Consider the following 14,759-nt stretch of genomic DNA (forward strand, 5'->3'; position numbering starts at 1 on the left):
CGATGCACAACTCACCCGGCACGCCAGCCGGTGTGGCCTGCATCTGGCCGTCGAGCACATAGACCCGGCGACCCGCCAGCGGCGTGCCAATCGGCATCTGCACCGGCAACGGCCTGCCTTCGACGTACGGCGCGCAGTCCAACACGGTGGCCGTGACCGTGGCTTCGGTCGGACCATACGTGTTCAGCAGCGTCACGTGCGACAGCCCCGCTTCGCGCCAGGCCTTGAGCCCTTCGGGCGGCATCGCTTCGCCGCCTGCGTGGACCTGGCGCAGCACGCCGTAGTCACGCGGACCCTGGCGCGCAAAGTCCTGCACCAGCAGGAACCAGTAGGCCGTGGTCAGATCGACCACGCTGATGCGCTGCGCGATCAGGCGTTGATGGAAGGTCTCGCTATCCCACAACTGCGGGCCACGCAGCACCACGGCGGCGCCCGCGCACAGCGGCGGGTAAAGCTGCTCGACAAAGCCGTCGAAGTTCAGCGTGGCGAACTGCAGCATGCGGTCCGCCGGGGTCAGGCCGAAGAAGCCGATCGACACCTGCGCGTGGCCGGCCAGCGCGGCGTGAGACATCCCCACGCCCTTGGGACGGCCCGTCGAGCCGGAGGTGTAGATCACATACGCCAGTTGGTCGCGATGGACCGGCACCGCCGGGTCGCTATCCGGGCCGTCGATGTCGAGCAAGGCCGCGAGATCAAGAACGGGCACCGTGCCCTGCGGCAGCCGGTCGCGCACGGCATGGTGCGTCAGCAGCAAGGCGATGCCGCTGTCTTCGACCATGTACGCCAGACGCTCGGCCGGATAGGCGGGGTCCAGCGGTACGTAGGCCGCCCCGGCCTTGAGGATGGCGAGCAGCGCCACGACCATGTCCGTCGAACGCGGCACCGCGAGGCCCACGCGGTCATCGGCGCGCACGCCCTGTGCGATCAGTCGATGGGCCAGCCGGTTCGCGCGACGTTCCAGTTCGCCGTAGGACAAGCCCGCGGCCTCATCCTCGAACAGCACGGCCAGTGCGTCGGGGTTGCGACGCGCCTGCGCCTGGAAGGCCAGGTGCACGAGCGGCGCATGGTCTTGTTGTGTGCCCGTGCCCCAGTGGGACAGCACCGCGTGTTCCGCGTCGTGCAGCGCCACCAATCCGCCAACTGCCGCCGATGCATCGGCGGCCAACGCTTGCAGCAGACGCACGGTGTGATCCGCCACGCGTGCCGCATCGCCCTCGCTCAGCGCCGCGCGATCGAAGTCGATCTGCAGATGCAATGTCGGCACGGCGTACGCAGTGACGGTCACCGGATAACTGGTTTCGTCGCGACGATGGATGACAGTTGCCTGCAAATTGTCCGGCAGCGTTTCGCGCAGCGCGGCATCGACCGGATAGTTCTCGAAGACCAATACCGAATCGAACAGCGCCTGTCCGGCCTGCCCTGCCCAGCGCTGGATGTCGTAGAGCGGCGTGTGCTCGAATTCGCGCGACGCCAGGTTGTGCGCCTGCAGATCGCGCAGCCAGTTGCCCACGGTCTGCCCCGCCTTCGGCGCCGCCACCACCGGCAGCGTGTTGATGAACAGGCCAAGCAGCGTCTGCGCACCCGGCACGTCGTCGGGACGTCCGGCCACCGTCGCGCCAAAGCTGACGGTCTGCTGTCCGGTATAGCGCTGGAGCACCAGCGCCCATGCGGCCTGCATCAGCGTGTTGAGTGTAATGCGTTCGCGACGCGCAAACGCGGTGAGCGCAGCGGTGGCGGCATCGTCGAACACGCGCGTCTCGCGGCCCTTGCCCATGGCGCTGGGCGGCGTCGGCAGCGTCTTTGCCAGATGCGTGTTCCCCTCCAGCCGCGCCAGTTGCGTGCCCCAGTATTGCCGCGCCGCGTCGGCGTCCTGCGCCTGCAGCCAGCCGATATGGTCGCGGTAGCGTCCGGACTTCGGCGTGGCGGGCTGACCCGCATAGGCGCGCAGCACCTCGCCCATCAACTGCGACGTGCTCCAGCCATCGAGCAACAGGTGATGGCTGGTCCAGACCAGATGATGCCGCTGCGCAGCCGTGCGCACGAGCACGAGCCGGATCAGCGGCGGCGCGGCAAGGTCGAAGCCACGCGCCAGTTCCGAGGCGGCCAGTGCTTCGAGCGCGGCGTCGTGCTGGTCCGTGGATCGATCACGCCAATCGTGTTCGGTCAACGGCAGCGCGCCGGGACGCGCCACCCATTGCAGCGGTGTCTCGCCTGTGAGGAAGCCGGTACGCAACACTTCATGCCGTGCAAAGACCTGCTGCCACGCGGCACGGAAGCGTGCGACATCGAGGCCGTCGAAGTCGATACGCAACTGGTTCAGATACGCCGTGGCCTCGGGGTCGAGCAGCGCGTGGAACAGCATGCCGGCCTGCATCGGCGAGAGTGGATAGAGGTCTTCCAGCTCTGCCGTCGCGCCCGCCGCCATCGGCAGCGTATCGAGTTGCGCCTGCGTGAGACCGGCAAGCGGTACGTCCGAAGGCGTCACGCCACGGTTGCCGGCGAGGCAATGCGCGATCAGCGATTCCAGATGCGTGCGATAGCGCTCCAGCAGCCCCTGCACTGTAGCGTCGTCGTGCAGCGCGCGGCTGAACGACCAGCTCAGGCTCAGGCGCCCGCCATGGACCATCGCGCCCACGTCGAACCATGTGCGGCGCGTGCTTTCCGGTGCGCGCTGGCGCCCTGCCGATTCGCGCGCCGGCTGCCACACGGCGCCATTGCCGAACGCCTGGTCGAATTGCCCCAGATAGTTGAACGTGACCTGCGGATACGGCAGATCGCCCAGTGCGCGGCCTGCCTCGGTCATATGGCGCAGCACGCCATAACCGAGCCCCTTGCAGGGCACGGCGCGCAACTGTTCCTTGATGGCCTTGAGCGATTCGCCTTCTCCACGGCTACCGGGCGTCAGCCGCACCGGGAACAGCGACGTCAGCCAACCCACCGTGCGCGTGAGATCGATTCCCTCTTCCAGTTCCTCGCGGCCATGGCCTTCGAGTTCCACGACCACGCTGTCCCGGCCATCCCATTCGCAGAGCGTGCGGGCCAGCGCGGCCAGCAGGATGTCGTTGATCTGCGTGCGGTATGCCTGCGGCACCTCGTTGAGCAACTGGCGCGTCGTTGCCTCGTCGAGCGTGACGCTCAGTGCGTGCGCATCGGCCACGGTGTTGCTGCCGCCCGCCTTTGTGGGGAAGCTGCGTGATTCGCCCTGTTCGACGTGCCACTGCGCCTGCCAGTAAGGCAGTTCGGCGGCCATCGCGGCACTACCGGCGTGGCGTTGCAGCGTTTCGACCCATGCCTGCAGCGTGCTGGTCGACGGCGGCAATGTCACTGCCTGCCCTTGCCCGAGTTGCTCGTACGCGGCGTGGAGATCTTCGACGATCACGCGCCACGACACGCCATCCACCACCAGGTGATGGGCGGCCAGCAGCAGCCGGCCCGGGCGCGACGGCCCGAGGTCGATCCACACGGCCTGGAAAGGGCGGGACAGGTCGAGGCTGCGCTGGACGGCATCCGCTGCCTCCGCGATGGCCTGCGATGCATCCTCGGCGTCCGCCTGCGACACCACCTTGAACGATGACGTCCCCAACGCGGCCAGCGATTGTTGCCATGCGCCGTCGCGCTGCGCGAACCGTAGCCGCAATGCGCCGTGTTGGTCCACCACATGCGCCACGGCGCGGCGTACCCGTTCGACATCGACCGGCGCGCTGCTCTCCAGCATCAGCGACTGGTTCCAGTGGCTGGTGGCAAACGGATGCGCGGCGGCGTGGGCGAAGAACCAGTGCTGGGCCGGCGTCAGGGCGAACCAGGTTTCGGTGGCCAACGTCGCGGCCGGCGCCGGTACGGCAGCGCTCTGCACGCGCGTTGCCACGGCCGCGACCGCTGAAACGGTCTGCCCTTCCATCAACTGGCGCGGTGTCAGCTTCACGCCGCGACGGCGGGCCCGCGCCACGATCTGCAGCGTCAGGATCGAATCTCCGCCCAGTTCGAAGAAATTGTCGTGACGGCCCACGCGCGCCACGCCGAGGATCTCTGCCCAGATGGCAGCCAGCGTGGTTTCGACTTCACCCTCTGGCGCCGCGAACCCGTCGCCGTCGTCGCCCTGCTGCGCTGCGGGTTCTGGCAACGCGCGGCGATCCACCTTGCCGTTTGGCGTCAGCGGCAGCGCGTCGAGCACCATGATGGCGGCCGGCACCATGTAGTCCGGCAGCGTCGCGGCCAGTTGCTCGCGCAGGCTTGCCACATCGGGGTGGCCCTCGCCGTTGCCCACCACATAGGCGTGCAATTGCGTGCGCCCATCATCGGCGTCGCGGGCAATCACCTCGGCGCGGCTCACGCGCGGCAAGGCCGCCAGCGCCTGCGCCACCTCGCCCAGTTCCACGCGATAGCCGCGCACCTTGACCTGATCGTCCACCCGACCGAGGAATTCGAGGCTGCCGTCCTCGCGCATCCGCACGCGGTCGCCCGTGCGATACAGCCGCGCGCCATCGCCCATCGGATTCGCCACAAAGCGCTCGGCGGTCTGTGCGGCACGCCTCTGATAGCCACGCGCCAGTCCGGCCCCACCCAGGTACAGCTCGCCCACGCCACCGCGCGGCACGGCATTCAGGCCCGCATCCAGCACGTAGGCGGCATTGCCCGCCAGCGGATGGCCGACGGGCAACGTCGCGGCGGCGCGGTCCGCCGTGGCGGCCTCCTGCGTCAGGATGCCCACCGTGGTTTCAGTCGGGCCATAGTGGTTCATGACGCGCGTTTCCGGGCGCAGTTCGGCGATGCGCGCCAGCAGCGGCCAGCGCGTAGCCTCGCCGCCCAGCACCAGCCGCGCACGCGGCAGCACCGCCGCAGCGTGCTGGGCGCTCAACAACGCCTGCAGATGGCCCGGCACGATCTTGAGCACGTCCACGGCATGGCGGTCCATGTAGTCCGCAAACCGGTCCGGATCGAAGGCACGCTCCGGCGCGAGCATATGAAGCAGACGCCCGGAGCACAGCGCGCCGAACAGCACCGTATGGCCCAGATCGGCGCCCACGGTCGAGGCCATTGCCATGCTGCGCGCTGTCTCGGGCAGGTCCATCCGCTGCAGCACGGCCCGCACGTAGTTGGCAAGCGCGCCATGGCTGATGACCACGCCCTTGGGCTGCCCGGTCGAGCCGGACGTGTAGATCAGATAGGCCGGCAACGCGGGATGCGGCGCGGCGTCCAGCAACGCCGGCAGCGCCTGCGCATCACCGGAGTCGGTCAGGGACATCACGGGAACGCCAAAGCCGCTGGCGTTACCGGTTGCATCGAGCACCAGCGATGCCTGGCTATCGTCGACCACGTAGGTCAGGCGCGATGCCGGCAATGCGGGATCGAGTGGCACATACGCGCCACCGGCCTTGAGCACCGCCAGCAGGCCCAGCACCATTTCGATGGAGCGCTGCGCATGCACGCCCACGCGCGATTCCGCGCCGATGCCCTGCGCGCGGAGCCGTTGCGCCAGCCGGTTGCTGCGCGCGTCGAGGTCCGCGAACGTGACACTGCGGGCGCACTGATCCACCTCGTCGGCCACGGCCTGCGCGGCAGGGGTGCGACGCACGGCATCGCGCCAGAGGGCCAGCACATTCGGGGCGGGCTCTGCGGCCGGCGCGTGCGCCACGACAGGAACGGGGGCGAGCGCGCCCAGTGCCACGTCCGGGTGCTGCTGTCCCACGCGGACCATGTCATGCAGCACGCTGTCGAAGGCGTCCGCGATGCGTGCGGCCATGGCCTCATCCACGTGCGCCAGATCGTGCAGGTAATCGAAACTCAACGTGGCGCCGGTCTTCACGCGCAGCGTCAATGGATAGTGATTGCCGTTGCCAGAACGGACATCGGTAAATGTCAGTCCGGCCGGGTTGCGCGACAGTGCTTCGTCCACGGGATAGTTTTCGAAGACGATGATGGTATCGAACAGCCCCTGCCCGCTGGCACCGGCCGCGCGCTGGATGTCATGCAGCGGCAGGAACTCATGCTCGCGCGAGGCGATACTCTGGGCCTGCAACGTATCAAGCCAGGCATTCAGCGCATCGCCGGGGCGCGGCTGCGCCACCACGGGCAGCGTGTTGATAAAGAGTCCGACCATGCGCTCGACACCCGGCACATCCATCGGACGTCCCGCCGTGGTCGCGCCAAAGCACACGGCGTCCTGACCGGTGAGACGTTGCAGCAGGATGGCCCATGCGCCTTGAATCAGCGTGTTCAGCGTGACGCGGCGCGTCCGCGCAAACGCCTGCAGGCTGTCGTTCCGCGCCGCGTCGAGCACGCGCGGATAAGCGCGGTAGCCGTGGCGACCCACCGGGGCGGTCAATGCATCGGCCACGCGAGTGGGTGCGGTGAGGATCGCCAGTCGACTGCCCCAGTAGCTGCGCGCTGCGGCGGTGTCCTGCTGTCCCAACCAGCCGATGTAGTCGCAGTAGCGCGCGGTCTGGGGCGGCAGCGACTGGCCGGCATAGTGACTCAGCACCTCGCCGAGCAGTTGCGACGTGCTCCAGCCATCGAGCAGCAGATGGTGATGGGTCCAGATCAGGTGATGGCGTGTGGCGCCGATGCGTACCAGCGCCAGCCGCATCAGCGGCGGTTGCGCCAGATCGCAGCCCTGGTCGCTCTCGGCCTGCGCCAGCGTGTCCAGCGCCGGAGCGAGATCGTGGGGCGCCTCGGCTTCGACCCCATCGACCACGGTCAGCGGCAACGGCACGGTCCGTGCCACCCATTGCAGTGGCGTTTCGCCGGCGAGGAAGCCGGTCCGGAGAATGTCGTGCCGGTCCAGCACGGCCTGCCACGCCGCGCGGAAGCGTTCGACATCGAGGTGGTCGATATCGGCGCGCAACTGGTTCAGATACGTATCGCCCTGCGCCGCGTGGGCACTCAGGAACAGCATGCCGGTCTGCATCGGCGCCAGCGGGTACAGGTCCGCGATGTCAGCCGCATCCACTGGCAAGGCCAGCGTGTCGAGCGCTGTTTGCGTCAGGCCCGCCAGCGGGAAGTCCGATGGCGAGACACCGCGCGCACCGCTGGTGCAATGCGCGATCAACGCCTGCAGCTCGCGCTGGAAGCTGGCGGCAAGGGCCTCCATCGCCGGGCGCGCGTGGCGGTTGCGGCTGTAGTGGACTGTCAGCGTCAGCGTCTGGTCGTAGACCTGACCATTGATCGCCAGCGCGTGCATCAGCGGCGCGTCGGCATCCATGGCAGGACCGGCGCTTTCGTTGGCGGGTTTCCAGCCGTTTTCCGCATCGAACGCACCGTCGAACTGGCCCAGGTAGTTGAAAACGACTTCCGGACGCGGTAAGGCCTTCATCGCCGCCTGCTGCGCGGGGGTGCCTATTTCGCGCAGCACGCCATGGCTCAGGCTACGTCCCGGTACGGCGCGCAGGTGTTCCTTGACGCGTCGCAGCGCATCACCCGGTTCGCCCAGCGGCGCCAGCGCCACCGGATACAGGCTCGTGAACCAGCCGACCGTACGCGAGATATCGAGGTCAGACACGGCGTCGCGGCCATGGCCTTCGAGATCGACAAGGATCTGGTCGCCACCGGTCCAGCCGCACAGCGCACGGCCCAGTGCCGTGAGCAGGATGTCGTTGACTTGCGTGCGATAGGCGGCCGGTGCCTCGCGCAGCAATGCCGACGTGGCGGCTGCGTCGAGCGTCAGCGTGACACTGTCGCGCTCGCCAACCGTGCCGAAGGCTGCCGCGCCATCGCGTGGCAGCGCCACCGGCACGTTGCGCAATGCCTCCCACGCAGGCAAATCGGCGGCGTGCGACTCGGCATGGTCGCGCAGTGCCAACGCCCACGTCTGCACACTGGCTGTGCGCGGTGGCAACGCCACGGACTGGCCCGCGCATCGTTGCTGATACGCGGTGCGGAGATCGTCGAGCAGGATGCGCCATGACACGCCATCGACCGCCAGATGGTGGATCACCAGCAGCAGCCGGTAGGCAGGCGCGGCGTCATCGATCTCGATAGAGACTGCGCGCACGAGCGTGCCGGTGTTCAGGTCCAGGCTGCGTTGGGCCTCGGCGCACAGCGCATCGAGACCGTCTGCCGGGGTCTGCCGTGTCCACAACACGTCGTGCCTCGGCGTGCTACCGGCGGCCGCACACGTCTGGTGCCAGTGGCCGTCCACATCGCAAGTGAACTGCATGCGCAGCGCGTCGTGATGGGCGATCAGCGCGGCCAGTGCCTCGCGCATGGGCTGCGCGGCGATGGGGGCGGCCGATTGCAGCAGCACCGCCTGATTCCAGTGGTGGCGCACTGGCATGTCCATGCCGAAGAAAGCGGCCTGGAATGGCAGCAGTGGCACATCGCCCGAAGCCGGCGCGTGTTCACGCACCGCCAGTTGGGCGGGGACGGCCACGGCAGCCAGTCGGGCAAGCGTCTGCGACTCGAACATCTGGCGCGGCGTCAGTTGCCACCCGGTACGCCCTGCGCGCGACACGATCTGCAAGCTGATGATGGAATCGCCACCCAGTTCAAAGAAGTTGTCGTGACGGCCCACGCGTTGGATGCCGAGCACCTCCGCCCAGATGGCAGCCAGCGCGATTTCCGCTTCGCCTTGCGGCGCTTCGTAGCTGGCCTGCGTTTGCGCTTCCGGTGCCGGCAGCGCCTTGCGATCCAGCTTGCCGTTGGCGTTCAGCGGCAGACGATCGAGCACCATCAACGCGGACGGCACCATGTACTCGGGCAATGCTTCACCGAGCCTGACACGCATCGCCTGCGCATCGAGCGACTGCCCTGCCCGGCATGCCACGTAGGCCACCAGTCGCGTGCCGCCTACGGCAACCACCACCGCCTCCGCCACTTCGGGCAGCGCCAGCAACTGCGCCTCGATCTCGCCCAGTTCGATCCGCAGGCCACGGATCTTCACCTGATGGTCTATCCGCCCCAGGTATTCCAGTTGCCCATCGGCACGCCAGCGCACCAGATCGCCCGTGCGATACAGGCGCCCGCCTGCCTCGAAGGGATCGGCCACGAAGCGCTCGGCGGTCAGGCCCGGACGACGCAGATAGCCGCGCGCCAATCCCACGCCGCCCAGATACAACTCGCCCGCCACGCCCTGCGGCACGCGGTTCAGGCTACCGTCGAGCACATGCGTGCGGATGCCCGACAGCGGTCGGCCAATCGGCACTTGCCGCCCTTCGGCGCGGCAGTTCCAGTACGTGACGTCGATCGCCGCCTCGGTCGGGCCATAGAGGTTGTCGAGCGAGACCCACGGCAAACGCGCCAGCACCTGCGCCTGCACTTCTGCGGGCAACGCCTCGCCGCTGCACACGATGCGCCGCACGCTGCGGCAGGCTTCCACGCCATCGTGGGCCATGAATGCGGCCAGCATCGACGGCACGAAGTGCAGCGTGCTCACGTCATGCGCCGCAATGCGCGCCACGAGCCGCGCCGGATCGCGATGCTCGCCCGGTGCTGCCAGCGCCAGACGCGCACCGGCCATCAGCGGCCAGAAGAACTCCCAGACCGAGACATCGAAGCTGAACGGGGTCTTCTGCAACACGGTGTCCGACGCGCTCAGTGCATACGCCTGCTGCATCCACGCGAGCCGGTTATGCAGCGCGCCGTGCCGATTGGCCGCGCCCTTGGGGCGTCCCGTGGAGCCCGAGGTGTAGATCACGTAGGCCAGGCTCTCGGCGTGCAGCGGCACCGCTGGCGCGTAGGTCGGCCACGCATTCCAATCGAGCGTATCGAGATCGAGCCACGTGGCGGCCAGCCGGGCCGGCACCCGTTCGCGCAGATGCGACTGCCCGAGCAGCAGCGACACCGCGCTGTCCTCGACCATGTACGCGATGCGCTCGGCCGGATACTCGGGATCGATGGGCACATAGGCGCCACCGGCCTTGAGGATGCCGAGCAGGCCCACCACCATCTCGATCGAGCGTTCGGCCACGATGCCCACGGGCATCTCGGGACGCACGCCCAGTGCGATCAGTTGATGCGCCAACCGATTGGCACGCGCATCCAGCTCCGCGTAGCGCAGCGATTGCTCGCCGAACACCAGGGCCACTGCATCGGGCGTGGCCGCTGCCTGTCGGGCAATGAGGTGATGCACCGGCTCCGGCGTGCCGTGCGTATCCGTGTTGATGCCCCAGCCATCGAGCCGCGCGCCTTCCTCGGCGCCCAGCAGCGGCACATCGGCCACAGCCGTATCGGGCTGCGTGGCGAGCGCTTGCAGCATGGCTTCGTAGTGCGCCGCCATGCGCGCCATGGTCTCCGGCTCGAACAGTTCGGCGGCATAACGCAGCGTCAGTTGCAGCGTGCCGTCGTCGTGTTCGATGGAGTCGAGGACCAGTTCGAACTGTGCGGCCTGTGCGCCAACGGCCCACGGCGTCACCGACAGATCGCTCGACCCGGCCAGCGCGGCCAGCGCGGCGCGGTTGTCACGCTGGTGATTGAACATGACCTGGAACAGCGGCGGATGGCTCAGGCTGCGCTCCGGCTGCAGCGCATCCACCAGTTGCTCGAATGGCAGGTCCTGATGGGCCTGCGCGCCCAGCGCAGCTTCGCGGGTCTGTGCCAGTGCCTGCGCCAGTGTCATGCGCGGGTCGGCTTGCAGCCGCATCACCTGCGTATTGACGAAAAGCCCGACCGTGTCCTGCACATCGGCACGATGCCGGTTGGCGATGGGCACGCCCACGCGAATATCGGCCAGCCCGGTGTAGCGCGACAGCAGCGTCTGGAACGCCGTCAGCAGCGCCATGAACACGGTGGCGCCGCTGGCCTGCGCACGCTGGGCCAGTGCATCGCGCACGGTTCTGGGCAGCGTCGCCACGTGGCGTGCCTCGCGGTAGCCGTCGGCGGCCAGCCGGGGGGCGTCGGCGGGCAGTTGCAGCACCGGATGATCGTGGCCAAGCTGCGTGCGCCAGTAGTCGAGTTGGCGGGTCTGCTCGGCGGCATCGAACCAGCCGCGCTGCCATGCCGCATAGTCCACGTACTGGACGGCCAGCGGTGCCACCGGCAACGCCTGCCCGTTCCGCAGCGCGCCGAATCGCGTCACGAACTCGTCGACGATCACGCGCATCGACCAGCCATCCGAGGCAATGTGATGCATCACCACGACCAGCCGATGGTCGTCATCGGCCATGCGGATCAGCGCCGCACGCACCGGAATCTGGCCTTCGAGATCGAATGGCGTCAGCGCCAGACGGGCGGCCTCGTCCGTGGCCGATGCCTCGGCGCCCGCAGTGTTCCGCAGGTCGATCACCGGCACGTCGAACGTCGCCTCCGGCAGCACCCGCTGCATGGCCTTGCCATCGGCATCGGCCACGATCACCGTGCGGAATGCTTCGTGCCGCGCCACCACGGCACGCAGTGCCTGCACCAGCAGATCGATGTCGAGCGCGCCCTGCAAGCGCAGGCCACCGGCGATATGGTTGGCCGTGCTGGCAGGGTCCAGCTTCCAGAGGAACCACTGGCGTGCCTGCGCCGGCGACAGCGGTTGCGGATCGAAACGAACATCGTCGGCCAACCGGGGCATGGCGGGCAACGGCGCCGCGTCGGACTGTGCGACGGCCACGGGCGCCACGGCAGCGGCGTGTGCCGCGGCGAGCGCCGCCAGCGTCTGGTGCTCCAGCAACTGGCGCGGCGCCAGCTTGATGCCCTGCTTGCGTGCGCGGGCCACCACCTTGAGGCTCAGGATGGAATCGGCGCCCAGTGCGAACACATTGTCGCTGCGCCCCACGCGCGCCACGCCCAGCACCTCGGCCCAGATCGCGGCCAGCTTCTCTTCGAACTCGCTCTGCGGCGCTTCGTAGCGCGAGCCGCCATCGCGTTCCGGACGCGGCAATGCCTTGCGGTCGATCTTGCCGTTGGCGTTCAGCGGCAGTGCATCGAGCAGCACGATCGCTGCCGGCACCATGTAGTCGGGCAGTGTCGCGGAGAGCCGCTCGCGCAACGTGTTGGCATCGGCGCTGCCCACCACATACGCGCACAGCATCGCGCGGCCATCGTCGGCCTGGTCCGCCAGCACCTCGGCCTCGGCAACGCCCGGCAGGGCCAGCATGGCGCGGCGCACCTCACCGGGCTCCACCCGATAGCCGCGAATCTTGACCTGGTCATCGACCCGGCCCAGGAACGCAAGGCTGCCATCGGGCAGCATGCGCACCTTGTCGCCGGTCCGGTACATGCGCTCGCCCGCGCGCAGCGGATGGGCGACAAAGCGTTCGGCGGTCTGTCCGGGACGGGCCGCGTAACCGCGCGCCACGCCGGGGCCGGACAGGTACAACTCGCCCGCCACGCCCTGCGCCACCGGGTTCATGTCGGCGTCGAGCACCATGGCCTTGCCGTTGGCAAGCGGCTTGCCCAGCGGCAGGCCCGCCGCCGTGCGATTGGCCGTCTGGCCGTCCTGCGTCAGCACGCCCACCGTGGTCTCCGAGGGACCATAGTGATTCATCACGGCACAGCCGGGGCGCAGCGCGTGGATACGGTCGAGCAGATCCCACGAGGTGGACTCGCCGCCAAGCACCAGCAAATGGCGCGGCAACACCGACGCGGCATCGCGGGCCTGCAGCAGGGCCTGCAGATGGCTCGGCACGATCTTGAGCGCATCCACGCCGTGCGCGGCCATGTACTCGCCGAAACGGTCGGGATCGAACGCACGCTCGCGGCTGATCAGGTGCAGCGTCCGTCCGCTGCACAGCGCGCCGAAGAAGCTCGTGTGCCCCAGGTCGGCGGCCACCGTGGAGATCATCGCCAGGCTCCCGGCTTCCGCCGGCAGCGCCATCCGGTCCAGCACGGCACGCACATAGTGTGTGAGCGCGCCACGCGCGACCGTGACACCCTTTGGCTGGCCCGTGGACCCCGATGTGTAGATCACGTAGGCGGCCTGCGCCGGATGAACCGGCGCAGGCTGCCAGTCCGGCACCATGGCCGGCGCCTCGCCCTCGCAAGTCAGCGGCCAGACTTCGATATCGGCCGTCCACGCCGGCGCCACGGCGGCAAGCAGCAATGCGGCGCCGCTGTTCTCCACCTGATAGGCCAGACGGTCGGCCGGCAGTTGGGGATCGAGCGGGACATAGGCGGCACCGGCCTTGAGCACGGCCAGCACACCCAGCACGAAGGCATTCGAGCGTTCGGCGAGGATGGCGACACGGCTCTCCGCGCCGATGCCATGCGCCTGCAGCTTGCGAGCCAGCGCGCTGGCGCGGGCATCGACGCTGGCGAAGTCATGACCGCCAGACTCGTCGTGAACGGCGAGCCGCGCAGGCACATCGCGCACGGCCTGATCCCACGACGCCATGAGGTCTGCCACGGCGAACGTTTGCGCGGGACCGCACAGCGCCGTCTGCGCGCCCGGTACGCGATAGGCGGCCAGCGGCAATGTCGGCGCGGTCACCGCCTGCTCGGCGATGGCAGCCAGTGCGGTGCCAAAGCGCGCGATGGTAGCTTCGTCGAAGCGTGCGGCAGCGTAGGCCAGTACGCATTCGATACCGTCCTGGCGATCCGTGAAATCGAAGCTCAGGTCGAAGTGGGCATGGCCGCCGCTCAGTTCCTCGATCCGGATCTCAAGGCCCGCTGCGTGGAAGTTCGCGGGCCGGTCCTGCTGCTCGGTGCACTTCACCTGGAACAGCGGATGCACGCCCGGCTGACGCTCCGGCGCCAGCGCATCGACAAGCATCTCGAAGGGCAGGTCCGGATGTGCCTGTGCGTCGAGCACGGCATCGCGCACACGGGCCAGCAGTGATGCGAACCCTTCGCGTGCATCCAGCTCGGCGCGGATCACCTGGACATTGAGCAGGCAGCCGATCAAGCCCAGCGTCTCGGCTTTTTGCCGGCTCGCCAATGGCGATCCCACGCGCAGATCGGACTGTCCACCGTGCCGATACAGCGCCACGTCCAGCAGCGCGAGCATCACCATGTACACCGAGGCGCCCTGGGCACGGGCCAGTGCGCGCAGGCGCTGGCTCAGTTCGGCGGAAAGCACCATGCGGTGGCGCCCTTCGCGTGCGGCGAGATGGGCCGGCGCGGCAACGTCGCGCTCGCGGTCGAACGGCAGCACGGCGATGGCGTGGACGTCGCCAAGACGCCCGGTCCAATGCGCAAGCTGCCGCTCGGCCACGCCAGCTTCGAGCCAGTTGCGTTGCCATACGGCGTAGTCGGCGTACTGGATCGGCAGCGGGGGCGGCGCGGCCACGCCGCCCTGTGTCAGCGCCTGGTAGTGGCCGAGCAGTTCGTCGATGGCAATGCGGATCGACCAGCCATCGGCGGCGATGTGGTGGACAGACAGCGCCAGCACATGCTCGGCATCGCCGGTCTGGAACAGCGCGGCACGGATCGGTGCCGCGATATCCAACTGGAACGGCTTTTCGCGGAAGGTGTCGAGCCGCACGCGGAGCGTCGCTTCGGTGTCTTCACCGCGCAGATCTTCGAACGGCAGCGGTAAATCGACGTGTTCCAGCACATGCTGGGACGCCTCGCCATCGTCGGCCACACGGTAAACGGTGCGCAGGATGTCGTGCCGCCGGGTCAATCCGTTCAAGGCTGCGTGCAGTGCCGTGCGATCCAGTGTGCCGCGCAGATGCAAGGCGCCCGGCAGGTTGTAGGCCGGGCTCGTGGGATCGAGCTGCCAGGTGAGCCACATGGCGCGCTGCGCGTACGAGAGCGGCAGCGGCGCATCGCGGCGGGCCGGAACGATCGGCAGCTCGGCCGCGCTCAGGCCCATGGCTTCGAGCTTGCTCAGGAATTCGCGGCGGGCTTGCGGTGCCAGTGCGGCGAAACGTTGCGCGATCTGTTGTGCGTCCAATGCCATG

The 14,759-nt window shown here is 68.5% G+C and carries 1 protein-coding gene; it reads right to left on the reverse strand.

Translation table 11 applies throughout. From position 1 onward, the window contains the following. The coding region (locus tag FFS21_RS15395; RefSeq protein ID WP_137925664.1) for a non-ribosomal peptide synthase/polyketide synthase at positions 1-14,758 on the reverse strand (14,758 nt) is incomplete at its 3' end. Between the last annotated feature and the right edge of the window lies 1 nt (position 14,759).

Origin of the sequence: Cupriavidus sp. 2SB (genome assembly GCF_005503625.1) — a bacterium.
Classification (GTDB): Bacteria; Pseudomonadota; Gammaproteobacteria; order Burkholderiales; family Burkholderiaceae; genus Cupriavidus.